The organism is Modestobacter sp. VKM Ac-2986 (genome assembly GCF_026967795.1).
Lineage (GTDB): Bacteria > Actinomycetota > Actinomycetes > Mycobacteriales > Geodermatophilaceae > Modestobacter.
Map to the genome: position 1 here is coordinate 54,206 of NZ_JAPVBH010000002.1, position 23,108 is coordinate 77,313.

Below are 23,108 nucleotides of genomic sequence, written 5' to 3' on the forward strand. Positions count from 1 at the left end.
CCCAGGTCGCGCGGGAGTGCCCCGACGGGGTGATCAAGACGAGACCGTCCGGTGACGATGCACGTGGCATGAGGACCGCCGTCGCGACCACGACGGCCCCTCCGCCAGCCCGAGGACGGTCCACCGTGATGAGCTCCCCCCGCGTCGAGACGGTGCTGCGCGCTGCCCTGCAGCGGCTGCACCCGCCCGCCGAGCTGGTCGAGCACACCCGGTGGCTGTTCTGCCTGGCCAGCATCGCCTCCGTCGGGCTGACCAGCCTCACCGTGCTCTCCGGCGACGTCACCGGCTGGTCGTTCGCGCTGGCCACGGTCGCGGCGGTCACCTTCGTGGTCTCCTGGCTGCACCGCTACCGCCGCCGCCGGGCGCCGCTGCCCGCCGACCTGGCCGACCTGCTGGCGCTGGCGCTCTTCGCCGCCGCCTGCCCGCGGCCGGTGCTCGCCCTCGGGGTCGCCTTCCCCGCCGTCTGGTACCGGGCCGTCTACGGCGACACCCGCCGCATCGTGGCCTACGGGCTGGGCGTCTGCCTCGCGCTCACCTGCGGTCTGCAGCTGTGGTCGGCCGTCCCCGGGCACGGCGCCCAGCTCGCCGCCGCCGCCGTCCTGGGCAACCTCCCGGTGCTGCTGCTGACCGTCTTCGTCGTCCGTCACCTGGCCGTGGGCCTGTTCGAGCGGGAGCACACCCGGGCCCGCGACACCGCCCTGGCCGCGCTGGGCGGGCAGCTGCTCGGCGTCACCGACCGGTCGGCGATCCTGCGGACGGCGTGGGCGACCGCCGAGGCCGTGTGCGCGGCGACTCCTGGCCTGCGCACGGCGGTGCTGGCCCGCGACGGCGACGTCCTGCGGGTGCACGGCGCCGCCGGTGAGTTCCTCCGCCGGCCCACGACCCTGCCCGGCGACCTGCTGTCCGACGAGGACCCGGACCCCCAGCGGGTGGTGCCGCCCACCGCCCTGGTGCTCAGCTCGGGTGTCCGCGGCGAGTGGCTGGGCCTGCCGATGCCGGACTCCCCCGGCGGCTACATGCTGCTCGGTGGCCACCCCACGGTGCCCGGCGACGCGGTGCTCGCCGTCCAGTCGATGCTCAACCAGGTCGCGCTCGCCCTGCGCACCAGCAGCGCCCACCGTGAGCTGCGTGCCCAGGCGCTGACCGACCGCCTCACCGGCCTGGCCAACCGGACGGCCTTCTCCGCCGCGGTGGACGCGGCACTGGCCGACGCGGACTCCGAGGCGTGGGTGCTCTTCCTCGACCTGGACGACTTCAAGGTCGTCAACGACACCCTCGGCCACCTGGCCGGCGACCGGCTGCTGGCCCACCTGGGCTGCGAGCTGACCGGAGCGCTGCGCGCCGAGGACCTCTGCGCCCGGCTGGGCGGGGACGAGTTCGCCGTCCTGCTGCGCGGCGCCGGCGAGGCCGAGGCCCGCCGGATCGGCCAGCGCATCGTGGAGACGATCTCCACGCCCGTGGAGCTCGGCGAGGGCCTGGCCCGGATCGGGGCCAGCATCGGGGCGACCCGGCTGCAGCCCGGCTCCACCGAGACGCTGGTGGTGCACCAGGCCGACGTGGCCATGTACGCGGCCAAGTCCGCGGGCAAGAACCGCGTGCACTTCTTCCACCCGGGGATGCTCCAGCTCGAGGCCGCCGCCGAGGCCGAGGCGGAGCTGCGCGCTGCGGTGGACGGCGGCGAGCTCGTGCTGGCCTACCAGCCCGTGGTCGCGGCCGGCGACGGCCGCTGCACCGCCGTCGAGGCGCTCGTCCGCTGGGCGCACCCCGAGCGCGGGCTGCTGGGGCCCGACCAGTTCCTGGCGCTGGCCGAGGAGACCGGCGCGATCGTGCCGCTGGGCGAGTTCGTCGTCCGCCGGGTCTGCGCCGACGCCGCCCGCTGGGCGCAGGAGGGCCACCCGGTCGCCGTCCACGTCAACGCCTCCCCCACCCAGCTGGCGCACCCGCGGTTCGTGGAGCTGGTGCGGGAGTCGCTGGCCACGACCGGACTGGCCCCCGGCCGGCTGGTGGTCGAGGTGACCGAGACGACGGTGCTGGACTCCCCCGTGGTCGCCGCGACGCTGGACGCGCTGGTGGCCCTGGGCGTGGGCATCGCGCTCGACGACTTCGGCACCGGGTACTCGGCGCTGACCACGCTGCGCAGCCTGCCGATCGGCATCGTGAAGATCGACCGGTCCTTCGTGGCCGGGGTGCTCACCCAGGCCGCCGATCAGGCCGTGGTCGAGGCGATCGTGCAGATGGCCTCCCGGCTGGGCCTGCAGACCGTCGCCGAGGGCGTGGAGTCCGTCGAGCAGCAGGACGTCCTGGAGCGCGCCGGCATCGACTCGCTGCAGGGCTACCTGTACCTCCCACCGGCCCCGGCGGCGGAGTTCACCGCCTGGCTGGCCGACAACCGGCGCCGCTCCTCGACCGGGGAGCTCACCCCCGCCTGACCGGTGGGCACCGGGCGCTGTGACACCCTCGCGGCGATGCGGGCATGACGGTGTGGGAGATGGTCGCGGTCGCCGCCGCCGGGCTGGCGGCGGGCAGCATCAACGCCGTCGTCGGGTCCGGCACCCTGGTGACCTTCCCGGTGCTGCTGGCCGTCGGGCTGCCGCCGGTGACCGCCACGGTCTCCAACTCCCTCGGCCTGGTGCCCGGCAACCTCACCGGCGCGATCGGCTACCGGCGCGAGCTGGCCGGGCAGCGCGGGCTGCTGCTGCGCCTGCTGCCGGCCTCGGTGCTCGGTGCGCTGACCGGGGCGTTCCTGCTGCTGCACCTGCCGGCGTCGGCGTTCGAGACGGTCGTGCCGGGCCTGGTCGGGCTCGCCGTCGTGCTGGTTGCCGTCCAGCCGTGGCTGCAGCGCAGGCTGCGCACCCGTCCGGCCGGTGGACCCGGCGGTGTCCGGGGCGCGCGGCTGGCCGGGCTGCTCGCCGGCGCCTACGCCACCGGCACCTACGGCGGGTACTTCGCCGCCAGCCAGGGCGTGCTGCAGGTCGGCGTCTTCGGGCTGCTGCTGCGCGAGCCGTTGCAGCGGCTCAACGCGATCAAGAACGTGCTCACCCTGGGCGTGAACGCCGTAGCCGCCCTGGCCTACGTCGTGGTGGCCACCGACCGGATCGACTGGCGTGCGGCCGGGCTGGTCGCCGGCGGCTCACTGGTCGGCGGGCACCTGGGCGCGGCCTACGGACGCCGGCTGCCCGCCACGGTGCTGCGGACGGCGATCGTCGTCCTGGGCCTGGTGGCGATCGGGGTGCTGGTCAGCCGGTGAGCGTGCTCGAGTTCGCCCTCCTCGTCCTCGCCGGGACCGGCGCCGGCCTGACCGGCAGCATCGCCGGGCTGGCCTCGCTGATCAGCTACCCGGCGCTGCTGGCCACCGGGCTGTCCCCCGTGTCGGCGAACGTGACCAACACCGTGGCCCTGGTGGCCAACGGGGTCGGCTCGGTCAGCGCCTCGGGCCCCGAGCTCGCCGGTCAGCGGAGCCGGCTGCTCCGGCTGGGCGGCGCCGGGCTCGCCGGCGGTGCGGTCGGCGCGGTCCTGCTGCTGCTCACCCCGTCCTCGGCGTTCGAGAAGGTCGTGCCCGTGCTGATCGCGGTGGCCTCGGCGGCGATCCTGGTGCAGCGCCCGGCCCGGGAGCTGGCCGCGCAGGGGGCCGCCGAGCAGGCCGCCCACCCGCACCGCGACCACTGGGGCGTGGTGCTGGGCACCTTCGCCATCTCGATCTACGGCGGCTACTTCGGCGCGGCCGCCGGGGTGCTGATGCTGGCGACGTTCCTCCTGGTCCTCGGGGTCGGCGTGCCGCAGGGCAACGCGCTGAAGAACGTCGTCCTCGGCCTGGCCAACTCGGTGGCCGCGATCGGCTACGCCCTCTTCGCCGACGTCGCCTGGCTGGCGGCGCTGCCGCTGGCGATCGGCTTCCTGATCGGGGGCCGGCTGGGCCCGCGGGTGGCCCGGCGGGTGCCGCAGGTGCTGCTGCGCCGGGTCATCGCGGTCGCCGGACTGGGCCTCGCGGTGCACCTGGGCCTCGACGCGTTCGGCTGACCGGGCAGAGTGGTACCCGGTCCGGCCGCACCACAGGCCGGACCCGGCGTCCGCACGGGCGCCCCGACGACGGAGGAACGACATGATCGTGCCGGGTCCGGCAGCGCAGCGCTTCGTGGCGGAGCTCGACCAGCTCCCGCCGCCGGAGCTGCGCGGCCCCGAGATGCTCGCCGTCCGGCTGGCGCGGGCTGCGGTCGCCGCGCTGCCGGTGGACGGCGCCGGGCTGAGCATCCACGACATGGAGGGGCACCGGACGCCGATCGGCGCCAGTGACCCGGTCGCGTCCCAGGCCGAACGGCTGCAGTTCACCCACGGCGACGGCCCCGCGCTGCGGGCGCACGACGACGGCGTGGCGATCGCCTTCGACCAGGCGGCGATCGCCCGCAACTGGCCCGAGCTGCACGAGTCGCTGATCGGCGAGACCGACTTCCACGCGGTGCTCTCGGTGCCGCTGCTGCCGCCGCTGGGCCCGCTGGTGGTCCTGGACCTCTACGTCCGGGACGCAGACGCGCTGCCGGCCACCGACCGCGAGGACGTGGCCGACGTGACCATCGCGATGACCCGCGCGATGGTCGCCGCAGCCCTGGGGGCCCCGGTGCAGGAGGGCCGACGCGGCTGGTGGGACGGCCCGGACGCGCTGCGCCGGGCCCGCGTGTGGCAGGCCACCGGCATGGTCAACGTGGGCTTCGACCTCGACACCGCCGACGCGCTCGCCGTGCTCAAGGCACACGCCTTCGCCACCGACCGGGTGGTCGACGACGTCGCCGACGACCTGGTCGCCGGCCGGATGGGCCTCGACGACCTGCACGTCCCCCGCCGGCACTGAACCGGTCGAGGGCCGGCAGCGGCCCGGCCGGCGTCGTGGCGCCGGCCGGGCCGGGGGTCAGCTGCCGCTGGTGACGTAGGCGCTGAGCAGCAGCGAGAACGCGCTGGCGGTGATCAGCAGCCGGGCCGGGGTGAGCCCGTTGAGCAGGCCGGCGATCATCCCGGCGTTGGCCGACCGGGCCTCCACGGCCTGGGTGCCGCGGCGCAGCAGCCGCACCTCGTCGGCCAGCAGCGTGCCGCCGGCACCGAGCAGGGCCAGCCCGAGGACGACGAACACCAGCGCCATCCGCTGGTCGAAGGTCTCCGCCGACGAGGCCAGGAACGCCACCACGACCAGGCCCAGCAGCAGCCCGATCGCCGCGCCGGCCACCGGCGCCCAGGGGCCCATCCGGATCATCTGGTCCGGCCGCGGCATCCGCGGGCGCGGCCGCGAGCGGGCCTCCACCGGCGTCGTCGGCTGGTGTCCCGGCGCCGGCTCGGCCACCGGCGGCTGCCCGAGCGGCGGCACCGGCTGCGAGTCGGTGGCCGCCAGGGCGTCGTGCTGCCGTGGTCCGACCAGCGGCACGCCGGGCTGGGTCAGGTGCTCGGTCCCCGGCTCGGGCACCACCGGCTGCGGCACCGGCTGGGCCGCCGGTTGCACCACCGTCTGGTCCCCGGTCCGCTGGCCGGGGACCACGGCGGTCGCCCCGGTCTCCGGTCGTCCCTGGTCGACCCGTCCGGCCGCCGCCACGTCCTGCTCGTCACTCATGTCTGTGATCACCTCGGGTCAGACGCTAGGTGGGTGCCCCGACACCACCGGGAGGTGGGTGGGTGTGGCGGGTGGGGCGGGTGCGACCCCGGCGCGGAGTGACCCTCCGTGGTCCACCGGGGTCGCACCGTCAGAGCGCCGGACCGTGCGGTCAGAGCAGCCGGCGGCTGTCCTCGGCGACCACCCGCAGCCAGCGGTACCCGTAGCCCTCCAGCGCCAGCTCGACCGAGCCGTCCTCGGCCAGCGGGGTGCTGCCGACGGTGAGCAGGTCCTCCAGGCGGTGGGTGGCACCGCAGTCGGCCAGCACCAGCGGCACGGTGCGCGGCTCGGGACCCAGGTTGTGCAGCGCGACCAGGGTGCCGTCGTCCCAGGTGCTCAGCGAGGCCAGCACCTCCGGGTGCGGCTGGCCGAGCACCTCGTAGGTGCCCCAGCCCAGCTCCGGGCACTCCCGGTAGCGGCGCACGAGCAGCCGCATGAACGACAGCAGCGAGTCCGGGTCGCGGCGCTGGTCGGCGACGTTGACGAACTCCGGGGCGAAGCCGCCCTCCACGACCGGGCCGGGCAGCTTGCCGGGCGCGGCGGACGAGAAGCCGCCGTTGGTGCCGGCGGTCCACTGCATCGGGGTGCGCACCGCCAGCCGGCCCTCGGCGGCGAGGTTCTCCCCCATGCCGATCTCCTCGCCGTAGAACAGCACCGGGGTGCCGGGCAGGGAGAACATGAGGCTGTAGACCATCCGCACCCGGCGGGGGTCGCCGGCCAGCATCGGGGGCAGCCGGCGGGTGAGGCCGCGGTCGTAGACCTGCATGTCGGGGTCGGGGCCGAAGGCGGCGAACACCTCGGCGCGCTCGTCGTCGGAGAGCTTGTCCAGGGTGAGCTCGTCGTGGTTGCGCACGAACATGCCCCACTGGTTGTCCGGCGACGTCGCCGGGCGGGCCATCAGGGCGTCGACCAGCGGGGCGACGTCGGAGCGGGCCAGCGACAGGTACATGGCCTGCATGGCGATGAAGTCGAACTGCATGGTCAGCTCGTCGCCGTCGGTGCCGCCGAAGAACTGCGCCTGCTGGTCGTGCGGCAGGTTCACCTCACCGAGCAGCACGCCGTCACCGGAGCGGCGGTCGACCAGCGAGCGCAGCGCCCGCAGGTACTCGTGCGGGTCGGGGAACCGCTCGGCCTCGGCCGGGTCGATGCCCTCGGTCTCCAGCAGGAACGGGACGGCGTCGACCCGGAAGCCGTCCAGGCCCAGCTGCAGCCAGAAGCCGATGACCTTGGCGATCTCGTCGCGGACCAGCGGGTTGGCGACGTTGAGGTCGGGCTGGGTCTTGTAGAACTTGTGCAGGTACCACTCCCCCGTCTTGTCGTCGATCTCCCAGATGCTGTCCTCCTTGTCCGGGAAGACGACCTGGGCGGAGGTGTCCGGCGGGGTGTCGGAGCGCCAGACGTACCAGTCCCGGTACGGGGAGTCCTTCGACCTCCGCGCGGCCTTGAACCACGGGTGCTGGTCACTGGTGTGGTTGACCACCAGGTCCGCGATCACCCGCATGCCGCGGTCCTTGGCCGTGCGGATCACCTCGACCAGGTCGCCGTGGGTCCCCAGCCGCGGGTCGACGCCGTAGAAGTCGGTGATGTCGTAGCCGTCGTCGCGCTCGGTGGTCGGGTAGAAGGGCATCAGCCACAGGCAGGTGACGCCCAGGTCGGCCAGGTGCTCGATCCGCTGCGCCAGGCCGGCGAGGTCGCCGATCCCGTCGCCGTTCCAGTCCATGTAGGTCTCGACGTCCAGGCAGTAGACGACGGCGTTCTTCCACCAGAGGTCGGCGGTGTCGGTGATGCGCATGTCGCTCCTCTTCTCGGGGCGGGTGGGAGCGGAGGTCAGGGCAGGACGGCGGGCTGCGGCGTCTGGTGCGGGCGCAGCGGGTCGGCCGGGCCGGGCGGGTCGATGGCGACCGCCGGCGCCGGCGCGGTGACGTCGAGCTGGGGCAGCACGTGCTCGCCGAAGGCGTCCAGGAACGGGACCTGCTCCTTGGGCACGTGGTGCAGGTAGACCTGGTCGAAGCCGAGCTCGACGTACTCTTGGATCCAGGCCGTGTGCTGGCCCAGGTCGCTGGAGATGCGCACGGCGTCGTGCATGTCCTCGGGCCGCACGAACGTGCTGGCCTGGTCGAAGGCGTGGGTCGTGTCGAGGTCCCAGCACAGCGGCGGCGGGAAGACGTTGCTGCGCCACTGGTCGTGGGCCAGGGCGAGCGCCCGGTCGCCGTCGGGGTCGTAGGAGACGTGCACCTGGATGGTGAGCGAGCCCTGGCCGCCGGCGTCGCGGTAGGCGTCGATCACCTCGCGCAGCTTCTCGTGCGGCTGGTTGATCGTGACCAGGCCGTCGGCCCACTCGGCGTGCCTCGCCGCGGTCTTCGCGCTGACGGCGGGGGCGATGAGCGCGGGCTGCTGCTCGGGCAGCGTCCAGATCCGGGCGCGGTCGACGGTGACCAGGCCCTCGTGGCTGACCTCCTCGCCGGCCAGCAGCGCACGGATGACGTCCACGCACTCGCGCAGCCGGGCGTCGCGCAGCTCCTTGTTCGGCCAGACGTGCCCGGTGACGTGCTCGTTCATCGCCTCACCCGACCCCAGCGCGACCCAGAACCGGCCCGGGAACATCGAGCCCAGGGTCGCGATCGCCTGGGCGATGATCACCGGGTGGTACCGCTGGCCGGGGGCGTTGACCGCACCGAAGGGCAGGTTCGTCGTCGCCAGCGCCGCGCCCAGCCAGGACCAGGCGAACCCCGAGTGGCCCTGCCGCTCGTTCCACGGCTCGAGGTGGTCGGAGCACATGGCGGCGGTGAAGCCCACCTGCTCGGCGTGCTGGACCGCGCGCAGCAGGTCCGAGGGGTGCACCTGCTCGTGGGAGTTGTGGAAGCCGATCACCGTCATGGGGCATGCCTACCCGGCGCGGTGATCATCCGCAGACTCTGGTGCACCGCGCAACGACCAGGCCGGTGGTGCCCCGACGGACGGGACGTGACGGGCGGGGCAGGATCGCGGCGTGCGCACGCTCATCGTCACCGCCCATGCCGACCCGCTCTCCCGCACCCGGTGCGCCGCCGACCGCCTGCACACGCTGCTCGGCGAGGAGGTCACCGCGGTCGCCCACCTCACCGACGAGGGCTTCGACCCGCGCTTCACCCCGGCCGACCTGGACGCCTACCGGGGCCGGGGAGCGCTCGCCCCCGACGTCGTCACCGAGCAGCGGCGCATGGACGACGTCACCGACCTGGTGCTGGTGTTCCCGGTGTACTGGTGGTCGATGCCGGCCCTGCTCAAGGGCTGGGTCGACCGGGTGTTCGTCGCCGGCTGGGCCTTCGACGTGGACGACGGGGGCCGGATCGTCCCGCGGCTGCAGCGGCTGCGGGCGCACCTGGTGCCGGTCTCGGGCACGACGGCCGGCTCCTTCGCGCGGCACGGGTACACGCAGTCCTTCGACACCCAGGTGCTCAGCGGCATCGTCGACTACTGCGGGATGCGGCGCGGCGTGACCGCCTTCGTGCACGACTCCGAGACCACCGACCAGGCAGCCGCGGACCGGGCGGTGGAGGACGCGGTGTCCGCCGTCGCCGCCGCGATCACCGCGGGGCCGGCACGTCCCTCGACCCGGTGACCCGTGCGGTCGAGCTGCTCCGGCTCGCCGGTCGCCGGGGCGTCGTCCACACTCGTGGTCGCAGCCCGTCGGACGACGGGCCAGGTCCCACAGCGCGGCCTCTGCACCACCGGCGCGGCCGCTCAGCGGTCGTGCCCACAGAGGACTGACGTGGACATCGCCGGACGCTTCATGGTCGAGCTGGCACAGCTGGGCCCTGGTGCGACCGACCCCGGGCTCCTGCCCGACCGGCTGGCCACGGCCACCGCCCGCGCCCTCCGTGTCGACGCGGTCGGCCTGACCCTGGCCGCCCAGCAGCCGACGTCGATCGGGGCGAGCGACGAGACGGCCGCGCTGGCCGAGCAGCTGCAGTTCACCGTGGGCAGCGGCCCCTGCCTGGCGACGGTGGACAGCCAGGTGCCGATCTTCGCCGTCGAGTCCTACCTGCAGCGCCGGTGGCCGTTCTACCACGACCTCCTCCGCGCGCAGACCCCGTTCCGCAGCGTGGTCGCCTTCCCGCTGAGCGGTGGTCTCAGCGGGACCGGCGCGATGGTCGTCTACCTGGCCAGCCCGGCCGGACCGCTGGAGTTCGACGCCCTCGACGCCCAGTCCCTCGTCTTCCTGGTCTCCGAGGAGCTGGCTGCCTCCACCGTCTGGGCGCAACGCCACCAGCCGGGCCTGCAGCACTGGATCGACGTCCCGGCTGCCCGGGTGCGCACCGAGGTGTGGCAGGCGGTCGGCATCGTCACCGCAGGCCTGGGCCTGTCCGGCGCCGACGCACTGGCCCTGCTCCGCGCCCGCGCCTACGGCAGCAGCCGACTGGTCGACGAGGTGGCCCACGACCTCGTCACCCGCCGCCTGTCCCTGGACGACCTGCTCGCCGACACACCCCGCTGACCGACGGCGCGTCGGTGGCCGACGAGCACGGCGGCGCCGGTCAGCAGGAGGACGTCGCCGCGGCGTGGTCGCCGCCCGGTCGCGGTCGCGTCGCCGTGTAGACGACGGCCGGCGGCAGGTTCGGCCACACCGTCGGGGACACGTCGACCCGGCCGAAGGCGCGCCGGAGCGCCCGGTGCTGTCGCCGACCGGGCGGCGCCCAGCGGCTCCAGCTGTAGGTGAACTGGGTGTGGGCGCCCGCCGGGGCCAGGTGGGCGGCGATCGCCGGGACGAGGTCGGCGCCCGCCGGACCGGCGAAGGCCTGCCACGGGAGTCCGCTGACGACCAGGTCGACCGTGCGGAGGCCGCGCTGCGCCAGGGCCCCGGGGAACCCGGAGGCCGGTCCGCGGACCAGGTCGATGCCGGGGAACCGGGCGGCGAGGTGGTCGGCCATCACCGGGTTGGCCTCGACGCCGAGGTAGCGCATCCCGGGCACGGCCGCGTGCAGGGCCGCAGTGAACGCCCCGGTGCCCGGTCCCAGCTCCAGGACGACCGGGGCGCGCTGCGCCGGGGACCGGAGCAGGAGCGGGGCGACCATCCGCTCGGCCAGTGCCGCGGAGCTGGGCACGACCGAGGCCGTGCGCAAGGGCGCGCGCAGGAACTCCCGGACGAACACCAGTTGCTCGGCGGACCGGGCCCCCGCCGCCCGGCGCACCGCCGGCGGGGACCACTCGTGCGCGTCCACGGCCGCTGCCGCAGCTCTCCCGCCGCTCAGGCCGTCAGGCCGCGGTCACGGACGACGTCGAGGACGGGTCGCTCCCCGGCACCCACGGCGGCGGGGAACGACACGCCCGTCAGCTGCTCGGACAGCGTCCAGATGCGCTGGGCGTCCTCGACGCTGCGCAGCGGCCGGTACAGCTCCTGCTCGGCCGGCGCACCGCTCATGTGCTGGAAGCGGCTGGGTCCGTAGAACCGCTCCCCGGCGGCGTCCGGCGAGGTCGCGGCGAGCAGTGCGGGGAGGGCGGCGGTCTCCGGCGTCCCCAGGATGCCCATCGCCGAGAGCCGCCGGATCAGACGGATCTCGCGCCCCTCCGCCGGGCGACCGATGCCGGGCTGAGCGGCGAGCAGGTTGGTCGGGGCCACCCCCGGGTGGGACACGTTGCTGGCGATCCCCCACCCGTGTGCCCGGCTGCGGCGGTCGAGCTCGAGGGCGACGAGGCCGGCGGCGATCTTGGAGGAGCTGTAGGCGCGCCCCGGGTGGTAGGAGCGCTCCCAGTCCAGGTCGTCCCAGTGGACGGCGCCGCTCCTCGCCGCGACGCTGGACTGCGAGGTGATGCGGGCCGAGCCGGCGCGCAGCAGCGGCAGCAGCTGCGCGACCAGCGCGAAGTGGCCGAGGTGGTTGGTGGCGAGCTGGAGCTCGTGGCCGTCGACGGTCGCCTGGCGCTCGGGCGGGGTCATCACCCCGGCGTTGGCGACCAGGACGTCGATCGGGCGTCCCTCGGCGAGCAGTGCCTCGGCGAAGCCGGCGACCGAGGCGAGTGAGGACAGGTCCATCGTGTGCAGGGTGACCTGCGCGCCGGGGACGCGGGCCCGGATCTCGGAGACGGCGGCCTCGCCCTTGCCGCGGTTGCGGACCGGGAGGACGAGGTCGGCGCCGGCTGCGGCCAGGCGGCGGGCGAGGACCAGGCCGATGCCGTCGCTTCCGCCGGTGAGCACGGCGCGCCTGCCCGTCAGGTCGGGGACGGTGATGTCGATCGAGGTGCGGGCCATGTCGGGCTCCTGTCGTCGTGACGCGCCGTTCGCGTCGTGACCACACCGTCCCCCGTGCCGGCAGTCGGTGGCAGGGCCCGCCGATCCCCCCTACGCGCTGGTGAGAGGGGGATCGGCGGGACGTGGATGCGCTCGTGGATCGCCGGTAGACACAGCGGTGCCGCCCCCCCGAGGTCGGCGCACCCCACCCTCAGGAGGACCCACGTGGCCATCGATCGAGCAGGTCTGGCGGAGTTCCTCCGCGAACGCCGAGGCGCGTTGCAACCCGAGGACGTCGGGCTCCCCCGCGGCCAGCGCCGCCGCACCGCCGGCCTGCGCCGGGAGGAGGTCGCCGGCCTCTGCCACATGTCGACCGACTACTACACGCGGCTGGAACGGGAGCGCGGACCCCACCCGTCGGAGCAGATGATCGCCTCGATCGCCCAGGGGCTGCACCTGTCCCTCGACGAGCGGGACCACCTGTTCCGGCTCGCCGGCCACCAGCCACCCACCCGCGGGACGAGCAGCGAGCACCTCAGCCCCGGTCTGCTGCGGATCTTCGACCGCCTCGGGGACACCCCCGCCGAGATCGTCACCGAGGTCGGGGAGACGCTCCGGCAGACACCACTCGGGATCGCGCTCGTCGGTGACGCGACGCGGTACACCGGCCCCGCCCGCAGTCGGGGGTACCGGTGGTTCACCGACCCGGCGGCCCGCGCGCTGTACGTGGCCGAGGACCACGCGCACATGTCCCGCATGTACGCCGCCGGCCTCCGCGCCCTCCTCGCGATGCGCGGTCCCGGGTCACGCGCGGCGCAGCTGGCCGACCTCCTGCTGGTCGAGAGCGAGGAGTTCCGCACCCTCTGGGAGACCCACGAGGTCGGCATCCACCCCGACGAGGTCAAGCGCTACCAGCACCCCGAGGTCGGCCGGCTGGACCTGAGCTGCCAGACGCTGATCGACCCCCACCAGGCCCACCGCCTGATGGTCTACACCGCCGCACCCGGCACGGACAGCTACGACAAGCTCGAGATGCTCGCCGTGATCGGCGCCCAGTCCCTGTCCACCACACGCTCGGGCACGGTCGGCGCAGAGCCCGGCGACCGGTGACGACCCGCTCCCTGCCCACGATCGGCGCCGGGACCGCCGACCACGAGCACGGCGACCCCCTGGCACCCGAGCCGTCTGCCACCGGTCGGCACCGCGACCAGGCGCTGGAGCCCGTACCGGGCTGACCCCGCGACCACCCCACGGTCCGAGGCCGGTGCCCCTCGCGACCGGCGCCGGACCCGGGCGGCGCCCGACCGGACGCGTCCCGTCGGGCCGACCGCCGCTCAGCCGGACGACACCACGACCCGGCGGCTGCACCCACACCACCACTTGCGATGCGCTCGGTCGCCCCGAGCTCTCGCGCGCCCTCATGCCACCACCGACCAGATCGAGGTCCGACTCATGGCTCTGCTGCTGTCCCGACTCGGGGCGTTCACCCACCGCCACCGACTTCCCGTCGTACTCGCCTGGCTGGTCCTGCTCGTGGGAGGCGGCGTCGGCGCCGCCACCCTGGCCGGCACCACGACCACCACCTTCTCCATCCCCGGCCAGGAGTCCACCACCGCGCTCACCCTCATCGAGGAGGACTTCGGCGCCGGCGGCAACGGCGCCACCGCCCGAGTGGTGGTGCAGTCCCCGGACGGCTCCCCCGTGACCGCCGGCACCAACGCCACGGCCCTGTCCGGCCTGGTCGACGAGCTGGGGCAGCTGCCGGGCGTGATCTCCGCGACCGACCCGCTGGACCCGGCCGCGCCGACGGTCAACGCCGACCAGACCGTCGCCTACAGCACCGTCACCTACACCGAGCCCGTCGGCGGGGTCACCGTCGAGGAGCAGGACGCCCTCATGGCCGCAGTCGACGACGCGCGCTCCACCGGGTTGACCGTCGAGATCGACGGGGAGGCGCTCAACGAGACCCCCGCGGTCGGCGGGCCCGGGGAGGCTGCCGGCGTGCTGTTGGCGCTGGTCATCCTGGCCATCACCTACGGCACGCTGGTGACCGCCGGGATGAACCTGCTGACCGCGGTCGTCGGGGTCGGCGTCGGGATCATGGGCATCACGATCGCCACCGGGTTCCTGGACCTGTCCTCGACCACCTCGGCACTGGCCGGCATGCTCGGCCTGGCCGTCGGCATCGACTACGGCCTGTTCATCATCAGCCGCTACCGGCAGGAGCTGCGCCGGGGGTCGGACGTCGGCACCGCGGTCTCCACCGCCGTGGGCACCGCCGGCTCGGCCGTCGTCACCGCCGGGCTCACCGTGGTGATCGCCCTGGTCGGGCTGGCCGTCGTCGGCATCCCCTTCCTCACCCAGATGGGCATCGCCGCCGCCGGCACGATCGTCGTCGCCGTCCTCGTCGCCCTCACCCTGGTCCCCGCGGTGCTCGCCTTCCTCGGCCGGCGGGCGCTGCCCCGCACGCTGCGCAACGCCCCGGCGGAGACCAGCGAGGTCCCGGCCCGCGGGCGCGGGTTCCTCGCCGGCTGGGTCACCACGATCACCCGGCACCGGGTGGTCTCCCTGCTCACCGCGGTCATCGCCCTGGGCGTCGTAGCCGTCCCGTTCTTCTCCATGCAGACCACGCTGGCGCAGGCCCTGCCCGAGGACAGCACCCAGCAGCGCGCACAACAGCTGCTCACCGATGGTTTCGGTGAGGGCTTCAACGGCCCGCTCATCGTGTTGTTCCGAGGCAGCGAAGCGGTGGAGAGCGCCACCACCGCGAGCAGCGGCTTCGTCGATCTGCCCGGCGTCGCGGCTGTCGCCACACCGGTCCCGAACGCTGCGGACACGGCTGCCCTGGTGACCGTGATCCCGCAGTCAGGACCGTCCACCGACGCCACCGAGCAGCTGGTCGAGGACCTGCGCGCCCAGCTGACCGGCCTCACCGGCGTGGACAGCTACGTCACCGGTCAGACAGCAGTGGGCGTGGACGTGTCGGAGTCCCTGGACGCCGCGCTGCCGGTCTACCTGCTGCTCGTCGTCGGCCTGGCACTGGTCCTGCTGGTCCTGGTGTTCCGCTCGCTGCTGGTCCCGCTGATCGGTGTGCTGGGCTTCCTGCTCACCATCGGCGCCTCGCTCGGCGCCACGGTCGCGGTGTTCCAGTGGGGCTGGCTGGCCGACACCATCGGCGCACCCAGCGCCGGCCCGCTGCCGAGCCTCAGCCCGATCCTGGTCATCGGGATCCTCTTCGGGCTGGCCATGGACTACCAGATCTTCCTGGTGTCCCGGATGCACGAGGCGCACAGCCGCGGCGCCCACGCGCTGGACGCCGTCCGCACCGGCTTCCGGCAGGCCGCCCCGGTCGTGGTCGCTGCCGCGCTGATCATGCTCGCCGTCTTCGCCGGGTTCTTCGTCGACGGCGAGCCCACCTTGAGGTCGATCGCCTTCGGACTGGCCACCGGCATCCTCTTCGACGCCTTCGTCGTCCGGATGGTCCTGATGCCGGCCGCGCTGGCACTGCTGGGAGACCGAGCCTGGTGGCTGCCCCGCTGGCTGCACTGGCTCCCCCGCCTCGACGTCGAGGGCGCCGCTCTGAGCGAGGTCGCTGCCCCGCCGGTCCGCGATCGCGAACTGGTCGGAGCTGACGGGCGGTGACCAGCCCGGGAGGCGTGACCCCGACAGCTGCACCACCGCGGCCAGCGGAGGACCTGCCACCTCCACCAGGGACTGCGCCGACCGAACAGGTGCACCCGGTGCGTCGCCGTCCCCGCCGGGGTCCCTGACGGGTTCGGCGTCCTCCCCGGTGACACCGGCTGCGGCCTGGCCGAGGCGCTCGATGGCCTCGGCCAGGTCACGGTCGCCGGGGTGCGGACAGGCGGCCACCCCGGCGACCATCTCGGCGTGGACCCCACTGCCGGTGCGGCGTCCAGGGCTCGGACGTCCACGACGGGGCGGCCCACATCGTCGTGGTGCCCCGCCAGGTGATGGGCAGAGAGGACACGGCCATGGAACCGACCCGCTCGTCCCCGTCCGCCCATCGCGGCCGCCCGTTGTCCCGGGGTCTGTCCCTGGGCTCGTCCTCGCCGCTGTGATGGCCGTGGTCGTGACGCCGCCGGTCCGGGAGGACGCCAGCGCTGCGGCCGACTGCGGCGTGGGCACCGGGATGCCGGCTGCAGCGGTCTCTGCCGCAGCCCGCGTCGACACCGATTCGGGACTCCGGGTCGGGGTCGCCGTCGTGGACACCGCGACCGGGGAGTGCTCGGTGTCCGGGGACACCGAGGGGACCCTTGCCACCGCGTCGGTGGTGAAGGTGATGATCGCAGCCCGGCTCCTGGCCGAGGGGGAGATGACCGGGCAGACCGCAGAGCTCGCCCACTCGATGATCAGCCGCTCCGACGACGTCGCGGCGAACGTGCTGTGGCAACGAGCCGGCGGGCACGGGCTGGGACCATGGATCGAGAGGCACCACGACCTACCGGACCTCGGTTCCCCCAACGACGTCCCCGGCCGATGGGGCAACACCCACGTCACCGCCCTCGGCCTGGCGCGGCTCTACGCAGCGCTGCGGAAGGACGCCGTGGTCTGGCCATCTGGGGGTGTGTGAGGTCGCCTTCGGTCGGCCCTCCTCGTGGGGCTGGTCGCCTGCTCGACGTCACCAGGGAACGGGGCCCTCGTTGCCGACGAAGGTCCCGGTCGGGCCCTCCGGGCCGCTCGTCGCCATCCGCACGAGGACCTCCGCGCCCTCCTGCACGGTGTTCACCACGACGCCGGCCGCCCGGAGCTGCTCCACCGTCGGCAAGCCCTCGCGGGCGGCGACGAAGTCGGTCGCGGTCGGCCCGGGTGACACGGAGTTGACGCGCCAGCGGGGGAAGGCCCTCGCGTACTGGATCGTCAGCATGTTGAGCGCCGCCTTCGACATCGGGTACGCGAGCATCGACCACCGCGCGTCCGGGCCTGCGTTCAGCGTCATGGAGCCGACGGCACTGGAGACGTTCACGACGACCGGAGCCCGGCTCGCCTCGAGCAGCGGCGTGAAGGCCGTCAACACCGCGGCGGCGCCGAACACGTTCGTCTCGAACACCCGGCGGAGGTCCTCGGGCGTCGCCTCGGCGGGCTGACGCTGGTCCCCGGCGATGCCGGCGTTGTTCACCAGGACGTCCAGCGCGCCGACCTCGTCCCGCAGCCGGTCCACCGCCGCGGCGATCGAGGCGCCGTCGGTGCTGTCGAGGAGGATCGGCGTCGCACCGACCTCGGCGCTCGCCTCGGTCCCTCGTCGCAGGTCCCGGGCACCCAGGTAGACGGTCTGACCGGCCTCCACGAGGCGACGGGCGACCTCGTAGCCGAGTCCGCGGGTGGCACCGGTGACGAGGGCGGTTCTTCCTGCGGGCTCCGACATGACGTGCTCCTTCTGGGTGGGATGACCCGATCATGACACTGGTTGGGTCATCCCACCCAGAAAGGCAGGGGCGGGGCTGGGCTGGACATCGAGGGTCAGCGGGACGGCCCGCAGTGGACTCGACGATCGTGCGCACGCGGCGGTGCCCGGGTGTCAGGGACGACCCGGGCCGCCAGCTGTCAGAGCGGGCCTGGAAGGTGCAGGGCGGTCGGACGGATCGTCAGGCGGCGAAGGACTCGACATAGCGGAGAGCGGCGTTCATCGACGCTCGCATCGGCGCCGTCGACTGCATGGTCTGCCCCAGGAGCGCGCCCCCCTGGAGGGCCGTCAGCAGCGCCATCGACAGCTCGTCGACATCGGCCTCGGGACGGAGGTCGCCCCGCTCGCGCATGGCGCGGAGACCGTCGAGCAGCGGGGACTGCACGCGCGCGAAGGCGCTGCGGAGCTCCTCGCGGGTCTGCTCGTCGCCAGGACTCGTCGAACCCGCCAGCATCGCCAACGTGCAAGCGCCGTGACTGCTCCCGTGAGCGAGGTCCTCGACCGCGGCGTCGGCCCACGTCTGCAGGGCCTCGAAGCTGTCGAGCACACCCAGCATCGGGTGACCGACGGACGCCTCCGACTCGGACTGGCGAACGATGACCGCCCGCACGAGGGCCTGCTTGCCACCGAAGTAGTGCATCAGTTGTGATCCGCTGACGCCCGCGGTCCTGCGGATGTCGTCGGCGCTGGTACCGGCGACGCCGTGCTGGCCGATGAGCGTCGCGGCCGCCTCGACGATGTGCTCTCGGGTGGCCTGCCCCTTCCGGGTGATCACCGACCCAGGTTACTGACGGCAGCGCGACCCTGCGACGAGCCGGCCGGAGCACGGCGTCGGACAGACTGACCAGGTGCTGCCACCGACCGGGACGCCGGGGACCGACCTCCCCGTCCGCTCGGTCCTCCCCGACCTGGACGCCGCCCTCGACCGCGGTGGCGCCGCCGTCCTGGTTGCCCCGCCGGGCACCGGCAAGACGACGCTGGTCCCCCTCGCCCTGGCCGACCGGCTGCCCGGCCGGGTCCTGGTCGCCGAGCCGCGCCGGGTCGCCGCCCGCGCCGCCGCCCGCCGGATGGCTGCCCTGCTCGGCGAGCCGGTGGGCCGCTCGGTCGGCTACAGCGTCCGCGGGGACTCCCAGCGCAGCGCCGCCACCCGGGTCGAGGTGGTCACCACCGGCCTGCTGGTGCGCCGGCTGCAGGCCGACCCGGAGCTGCCCGGCGTCGACGCCGTCGTCCTCGACGAGTGCCACGAGCGCGCCCTGGACACCGACCTCGCGCTGGCCTTCGCCCTCGACGTCCGCGGGTCGCTGCGCCCGGAACTCGAGCTGCTGGCCATGTCCGCCACCGCACAGGCCGACCGCCTCGCCGAGCTGATGGGGCACGCACCGGTCGTGGCGGCCACCGGCTCGCTGCACGACGTCGAGCCGGTGTGGTGCCCGCCCTCTCCCCCGGTCGCCCCGGCACACGGCCTGCACGTCGACCCGCGGCTGCTCGCCGCCGTCGCCGACACCGTCCGGCGGGCACTGGCCGAGACCACCGGCGACGTCCTCGTCTTCCTGCCCGGCGCCGCCGAGATCGGCCGGGTCGCGAACCTCCTCGGCGGCGTCGACGCCGACGTCCGGCCGCTGCACGGGCGGCTGCCCAGCGCCGAGCAGGACGCCGCGCTCACCGCTGGGCCGCGGCGGCGGGTGGTGCTGTCCACCGACGTCGCCGAGACCAGCCTGACCGTCCCCGGCGTGCGCACCGTGGTCGATGCCGGACTGGCCCGGGTCCCCCGCTACGACGTCGCCCGGGGGCTCGGCTCGCTGGTCACCGTCCGGGTGTCCCGGGCCGCGGCCACCCAGCGGGCCGGCCGCGCCGGACGCGAGGCGCCGGGCCGGGTCTACCGGCTGTGGTCGGCCGCTGAGCACGACCGGCTGCCCGCCGCGCCCGAGCCGGAGATCGCCGTCGCCGACCTCACCGGCCTGGCACTCGAGCTGGCCTGCTGGGGCGAGCCCGACGGCACCGGCCTCGCCCTGCCCGACGCCCCGCCGGACGCCGCGTTCACCGTCGCCCGCGACACGCTGCGCCAACTTGGCGCGGTGGACGACGCAGGCCGGGTGACCCCGCGCGGCCGCTCGCTGACCGCCGTCGGCGCGCACCCGCGGCTGGCTCGGGCATTGCTGGACGGCGCGCCGCTGGTCGGCCGGCGCCGGGCGGCGGAGGTCGTGGCGCTGCTGTCGGCCGACGTCCCGTCCCGCTCCGACGACCTGGTCGCCGACTGGCGCGAGGTCCGACGGTCCCGCGACGGGCGGTGGCGCGACGAGGTGACCCGGCTGACCCGCGCCGCCCCCGACTCCGCCGAGACCCGGCTGCCCGACGACGTCGCCGCGGGGCTGGTGGTCGGCCTCGCCCACCCCGAGTGGCTGGCCCGCCGCCGTCCGGGCACCGAGCGCACCTACCTGCTGGCCGCCGGCACCGGCGCCGAGCTCGCCCCGGGCACCGCGCTGGCCGGCGCTCCGTGGCTGGCCGTCGCCGCGGCCGACCGCGCGCCAGGACGCCGCGACGCCCGGGTGCGCACCGCCGTCGCGGTCGACGAGGCCACCGCGCTGGAGGCCGGGGCCGCCGCGCACACCGACGGACCGGAGGTGACCTGGCGCGACGGCGACGTGTCCGCCGCGCGGGTCGAGCGGCTGGGCGCGATCGTGCTGGCCGAGCGGCCGCTGCCCGATCCCGACCCGGCCGCCGTCACCGCCGCCCTGGCCGAGGGGCTGCGCCGGGAGGGTCTGGCGCTGCTGCGCTGGACGCCGGCGGCGACTGCGCTGCGGGAACGACTGGCCGCCGCGCACGCCGGGCTCGGCGAGCCGTGGCCGGCCGTGGATGACGAGTCGCTGCTGGCCGCCCTCGGCGAGAGCCCGGCGCTGTCCGGTGCGCGCAGCCGACGGGACCTGACCCGGGTCGACGTGGTCGCCGCGCTGCGCTCGCTGTTGCCCTGGGAGCTGGCCGGCCGGCTCGAGGAGCTGGTGCCCGAGCGCGTGCAGGTGCCCACCGGCTCGGCGATCAAGGTCGACTACGGCGACCCGGACGTGCCGACGCTGTCCGCGCGCGTGCAGGAGCTCTTCGGCTGGGCGGCTGCGCCGGTGGTCGCCGGCCGGCCGCTGCGGTTGCAGCTGCTCTCCCCCGCCTCCCGGGTGGTCGCCACCACCGCCGACCTCGCCGGCTTCTGGGTCACCGGCTACCCGGCGGTGCGCAGCGAGCTGCGCGGCCGCTACCCCCGCCACCCCTGGCCAGAGGACCCGGCCGCCGCCACCCCGACCCGGCGCGCCAAGCCCCGCGGTACCTGAGCCGCCGCGGCGACAGCCGCCAACTGCCGGTCTTCCCTAGCGCGGCCGGCCGCGAGCGTGTTGGGGATAACGGTGATCCGAGGACCGGCGCGACGTGCCGGCCCGTCGGGTGTACATGCGTACGCATCGTTGTGTACGGTCGTACGCATGGCTTCGGACGAGCGCTCGATGCGCGACCGCATGCTGGCCGGCGACCTCTACATCGCCGACGACCCGGACATCGCCCGGGACAGCACCCGCGCCCAGGCCCTCGCCCACCGCTACAACACGATGGACCCCACGGACGGCGCCCAGCGGCGGGCCGTGCTCGAGGAGCTGCTCGGCGCCTTCGGGCCGGGCAGCGAGATCCGCGCCCCGTTCCACTGCGACTACGGCTACCAGACCACGGTCGGGGCCCGGACCTTCGCCAACTTCGGGCTGGTCTGCCTCGACGTCGCCCGGGTGACCATCGGCGACGACGTCCAGATGGGCCCCGGCGTCCAGCTGCTCACCGCCACCCACCCCGTCGAGCCCGGCCCGCGCCGGGACAAGTGGGAGTCCGCCGAGCCGATCACCATCTCCGACAACGTCTGGCTGGGCGGCGGCGTCATCGTCTGCCCCGGCGTGACGATCGGTGCCAACACGGTGGTCGGCGCCGGCTCGGTCGTGACCCGCGACCTGCCCGCGGACGTCGTGGCGGTCGGCAGCCCGGCCCGCGTCGTCCGGTCGATCGGGTGACCGCCGAGCCCACCGCCGAGCCGCTGGACCGCCCGGTGCGCCGGCACGACCCCGACCGCCGGCAGCGCATCGTCGAGGCCGCCATCGGGGTGATCGCCGAGCACGGCGTCGCCGGCACCACCCACCGGCTGGTGGCCGCCGCCGCCGACGTCCCGCTGGGCTCGATGACCTACCACTTCACCGGCCTGGACGACCTGCTGGCCCAGGCCCTCACCGTGCACGCCGAGCGGATGGCGGTGAAGTACCAGGCGCACTTCGCCCACGTGCGCACCACCGAGGACCTCGTCGAGGCGGTCACCGACCTGGTGCACGGCCACGCCGGTGCCGACGAGCGCGATTGGGCGGTGTCCTACGAGCTGTACCTGGCCGCCCTGCGCGACCCGGCGCTGCGCACGGTCACCGAGACCTGGATGCGCCGCAGCCGTGGCGTGCTCGAGCAGTTCGTCGACGCCGCCACCGCCCGCGGCGTCGACGGGCTCATCGAGGGCCTGGTCATGCACGAGGTCCTCTCCACCGGCCCGGTGTCCCGGACCGAGACGCACGAGATCATCGCCCGGGCCGTCCGGCCCACCACCGAGGGAGCAGCACAGTGACCAGCACCGACGCCCGCCGAGCACCCGGCCCGGCGCAGGTCGAGGCGGCCAAGCGCGGGGTCTACACCGCCTTCGTCGGCGCCGGGTTCGCCTTCGCCAGCTGGGCCTCCCGCATCCCGGCGGTGCGCGACCGGCTCGACCTCGACCCCGCCGCCCTGGGCCTGGTGCTGCTCGCGCTCGCCGCGGGGTCGGTGGTGGGCCTGCCGCTGGCCGGCACCGTCATCGCCCGGCTCGGCTCCCGCCGCACCGTCGTCGTCATGTCGCTGGTGCTGGCCGCGGCCCTGGGCGTCATCGCCGTCGGCTCGGTCACCACCGTCGCCGTCCTGGCGGTGGGCCTGTTCGTGATGGGCCTGGCCAACGGCGCCTGGGACGTCGCGATGAACGTGCAGGGCGCCGTGGTCGAGCGGCGCCTGGGCCGCGCCACCATGTCCCGCTTCCACGCCGGCTTCAGCTTCGGCACGGTCGCCGGTGCGCTGCTGGGCGCGGCGATGGTGCACCTGGGCGTGGGGGTGCCGGCGCACCTGGCCGCCGTCGCCGTGCTGATCGTCGCCGTCGTGCCGGTCTCGGTGCGCGGGTTCGTCAGCGACGTCCACGTCGACGCCGACGGCGAACCGGCCGCGAAGGGCAGCGCGCTCTCCGCCTGGCGCGAGCCGCGCACCTGGCTCATCGGCGTGGTCGTGCTCGCCTTCTCCTTCGCCGAGGGCACCGCCAACGACTGGCTGGGCGTCGCGCTCATCGACGACCACGGCACGTCGGAGACCGCCGGCACGCTGGGCTTCGCGCTGTTCCTCACCGCGATGACCGTGGCGCGCTGGTTCGGCGGACCGGTGCTGGACCGGTACGGCCGGGTGCAGGTCATACGCCTGCTCGCCGGGCTCGCCGTGGTCGGGCTGCTGCTGTTCGTCTTCGGCTCCCCCGAGCTCGCCTTCGTCGGCGCCCTGCTCTGGGGCGCCGGGGCCTCACTGGGCTTCCCGACCGGCATGAGCGCCGCCGCCGACGAGCCGGCCGCGGCCGCCGCCCGGGTCAGCGTCGTGGCCTCGATCGGCTACTGCGCCTTCCTGGCCGGCCCGCCGCTGATCGGCCTGCTCGGCCAGCAGGTCACCGTGCTGCGGGCGCTCACCGTGGTCGCCGTCCTGCTGGGCATCGCCGCCCTCGTCGCCGGCGCCCTCAAGCCGCCGGCGGGCACGACGGCTCCCGAGGCCTGAGGCAGCCCGCGACCACCGGG

At 74.8% G+C, this 23,108-nt stretch carries 20 protein-coding genes; 13 read left to right on the forward strand and 7 right to left on the reverse strand.

The window, feature by feature from the left end; all coding sequences use genetic code 11:
- Positions 1–128: 128 nt before the first annotated feature.
- The 4 genes from O2W14_RS04485 to O2W14_RS04500 all read left to right on the forward strand — a co-directional run bounded on the left by O2W14_RS04485 (position 129) and on the right by O2W14_RS04500 (position 4,843).
- Complete coding sequence (locus tag O2W14_RS04485; RefSeq protein ID WP_269174879.1) at positions 129–2,429, forward strand: putative bifunctional diguanylate cyclase/phosphodiesterase; 2,301 nt, start codon at positions 129–131, stop codon at positions 2,427–2,429.
- Positions 2,430–2,473: 44 nt separating this feature from the next.
- Positions 2,474–3,247: a sulfite exporter TauE/SafE family protein gene (locus O2W14_RS04490; protein ID WP_269174880.1), complete on the forward strand. Its 774-nt coding sequence runs from the start codon at positions 2,474–2,476 to the stop codon at positions 3,245–3,247.
- Positions 3,244–4,017 carry a sulfite exporter TauE/SafE family protein gene (locus O2W14_RS04495; protein ID WP_269174881.1) on the forward strand — a complete coding sequence of 258 codons (774 nt, stop codon included), beginning with the start codon at positions 3,244–3,246 and terminating at the stop codon, positions 4,015–4,017. The genes O2W14_RS04490 and O2W14_RS04495 overlap by 4 nt, the downstream gene beginning before the upstream one ends.
- Positions 4,018–4,099: 82 nt before the next feature.
- Entirely contained in the window at positions 4,100–4,843 is a 744-nt protein-coding gene (locus tag O2W14_RS04500; RefSeq protein WP_269174882.1) for a hypothetical protein, read from the forward strand.
- 57 nt (positions 4,844–4,900) lie between these two features.
- On the opposite strand, the gene O2W14_RS04505 is transcribed toward O2W14_RS04500, so the two are convergent.
- The 3 genes from O2W14_RS04505 to O2W14_RS04515 form a co-directional block, all read right to left on the reverse strand.
- Entirely contained in the window at positions 4,901–5,590 is a 690-nt protein-coding gene (locus O2W14_RS04505) for a hypothetical protein (protein WP_269174883.1), read from the reverse strand.
- A 151-nt stretch (positions 5,591–5,741) separates the two neighbouring features.
- Positions 5,742–7,421 (reverse strand): alpha-amylase family protein, encoded by a 1,680-nt coding sequence (locus O2W14_RS04510; protein WP_269174884.1) that lies wholly within the window; start codon positions 7,419–7,421, stop codon positions 5,742–5,744.
- Between the two features lie 35 nt (positions 7,422–7,456).
- Positions 7,457–8,506 (reverse strand): TIGR03885 family FMN-dependent LLM class oxidoreductase, encoded by a 1,050-nt coding sequence (locus tag O2W14_RS04515; RefSeq protein WP_269174885.1) that lies wholly within the window; start codon positions 8,504–8,506, stop codon positions 7,457–7,459.
- 112 nt (positions 8,507–8,618) lie between these two features.
- Here O2W14_RS04515 and O2W14_RS04520 point away from each other — a divergent pair, with 112 nt between their 5' ends.
- Both O2W14_RS04520 and O2W14_RS04525 read left to right on the forward strand, forming a co-directional pair.
- Complete coding sequence (locus O2W14_RS04520) at positions 8,619–9,230, forward strand: NAD(P)H-dependent oxidoreductase (protein WP_269174886.1); 612 nt, start codon at positions 8,619–8,621, stop codon at positions 9,228–9,230.
- 150 nt (positions 9,231–9,380) lie between these two features.
- Positions 9,381–10,106: an ANTAR domain-containing protein gene (locus O2W14_RS04525; RefSeq protein WP_269174887.1), complete on the forward strand. Its 726-nt coding sequence runs from the start codon at positions 9,381–9,383 to the stop codon at positions 10,104–10,106.
- A gap of 40 nt (positions 10,107–10,146) precedes the next feature.
- Here the strand turns inward: O2W14_RS04525 and O2W14_RS04530 are convergent, their stop codons facing one another.
- Together O2W14_RS04530 and O2W14_RS04535 are read right to left on the reverse strand one after the other, a co-directional pair.
- Positions 10,147–10,830 (reverse strand): class I SAM-dependent methyltransferase, encoded by a 684-nt coding sequence (locus tag O2W14_RS04530; RefSeq protein ID WP_269174888.1) that lies wholly within the window; start codon positions 10,828–10,830, stop codon positions 10,147–10,149.
- Between the two features lie 26 nt (positions 10,831–10,856).
- Positions 10,857–11,855 carry an SDR family oxidoreductase gene (locus O2W14_RS04535; protein ID WP_269174889.1) on the reverse strand — a complete coding sequence of 333 codons (999 nt, stop codon included), beginning with the start codon at positions 11,853–11,855 and terminating at the stop codon, positions 10,857–10,859.
- A 204-nt stretch (positions 11,856–12,059) separates the two neighbouring features.
- Here O2W14_RS04535 and O2W14_RS04540 point away from each other — a divergent pair, with 204 nt between their 5' ends.
- From O2W14_RS04540 to O2W14_RS04550, 3 genes are all read left to right on the forward strand, one after another.
- On the forward strand, positions 12,060–12,944 hold the full coding sequence (locus O2W14_RS04540) for a helix-turn-helix transcriptional regulator (RefSeq protein WP_269174890.1): 885 nt from the start codon (positions 12,060–12,062) through the stop codon (positions 12,942–12,944).
- Positions 12,945–13,286: 342 nt separating this feature from the next.
- Positions 13,287–15,476, forward strand: coding sequence for an MMPL family transporter (locus O2W14_RS04545; protein WP_269174891.1), 2,190 nt, complete (start codon positions 13,287–13,289; stop codon positions 15,474–15,476).
- A 580-nt stretch (positions 15,477–16,056) separates the two neighbouring features.
- Positions 16,057–16,425: a serine hydrolase gene (locus O2W14_RS04550; protein ID WP_269174892.1), complete on the forward strand. Its 369-nt coding sequence runs from the start codon at positions 16,057–16,059 to the stop codon at positions 16,423–16,425.
- Positions 16,426–16,473: 48 nt separating this feature from the next.
- Here the strand turns inward: O2W14_RS04550 and O2W14_RS04555 are convergent, their stop codons facing one another.
- Both O2W14_RS04555 and O2W14_RS04560 read right to left on the reverse strand, forming a co-directional pair.
- A complete protein-coding gene (locus O2W14_RS04555; protein ID WP_269174893.1) occupies positions 16,474–17,217 on the reverse strand; it encodes an SDR family NAD(P)-dependent oxidoreductase in 744 nt (247 codons plus the stop codon).
- A 220-nt stretch (positions 17,218–17,437) separates the two neighbouring features.
- Complete coding sequence (locus O2W14_RS04560; RefSeq protein ID WP_269174894.1) at positions 17,438–18,031, reverse strand: TetR/AcrR family transcriptional regulator; 594 nt, start codon at positions 18,029–18,031, stop codon at positions 17,438–17,440.
- 73 nt (positions 18,032–18,104) lie between these two features.
- On the opposite strand from O2W14_RS04560, the gene hrpB reads away from it, so the two are divergent.
- From hrpB to O2W14_RS04580, 4 genes are all read left to right on the forward strand, one after another.
- Positions 18,105–20,573, forward strand: a complete 2,469-nt coding sequence (gene hrpB / locus O2W14_RS04565) for an ATP-dependent helicase HrpB (RefSeq protein WP_269174895.1) — start codon at positions 18,105–18,107, stop codon at positions 20,571–20,573.
- Between the two features lie 147 nt (positions 20,574–20,720).
- Positions 20,721–21,290 (forward strand): sugar O-acetyltransferase, encoded by a 570-nt coding sequence (locus O2W14_RS04570; protein ID WP_269174896.1) that lies wholly within the window; start codon positions 20,721–20,723, stop codon positions 21,288–21,290.
- Positions 21,287–21,883, forward strand: a complete 597-nt coding sequence (locus O2W14_RS04575) for a TetR/AcrR family transcriptional regulator (RefSeq protein ID WP_269174897.1) — start codon at positions 21,287–21,289, stop codon at positions 21,881–21,883. Before O2W14_RS04570 ends, O2W14_RS04575 begins: the two co-directional genes overlap by 4 nt.
- The gene (locus tag O2W14_RS04580; protein WP_269174898.1) at positions 21,880–23,088 is read left to right on the forward strand and encodes an MFS transporter; all 1,209 of its coding nucleotides are present in this window, start codon (positions 21,880–21,882) and stop codon (positions 23,086–23,088) included. The genes O2W14_RS04575 and O2W14_RS04580 overlap by 4 nt, the downstream gene beginning before the upstream one ends.
- Positions 23,089–23,108 lie beyond the last annotated feature (20 nt).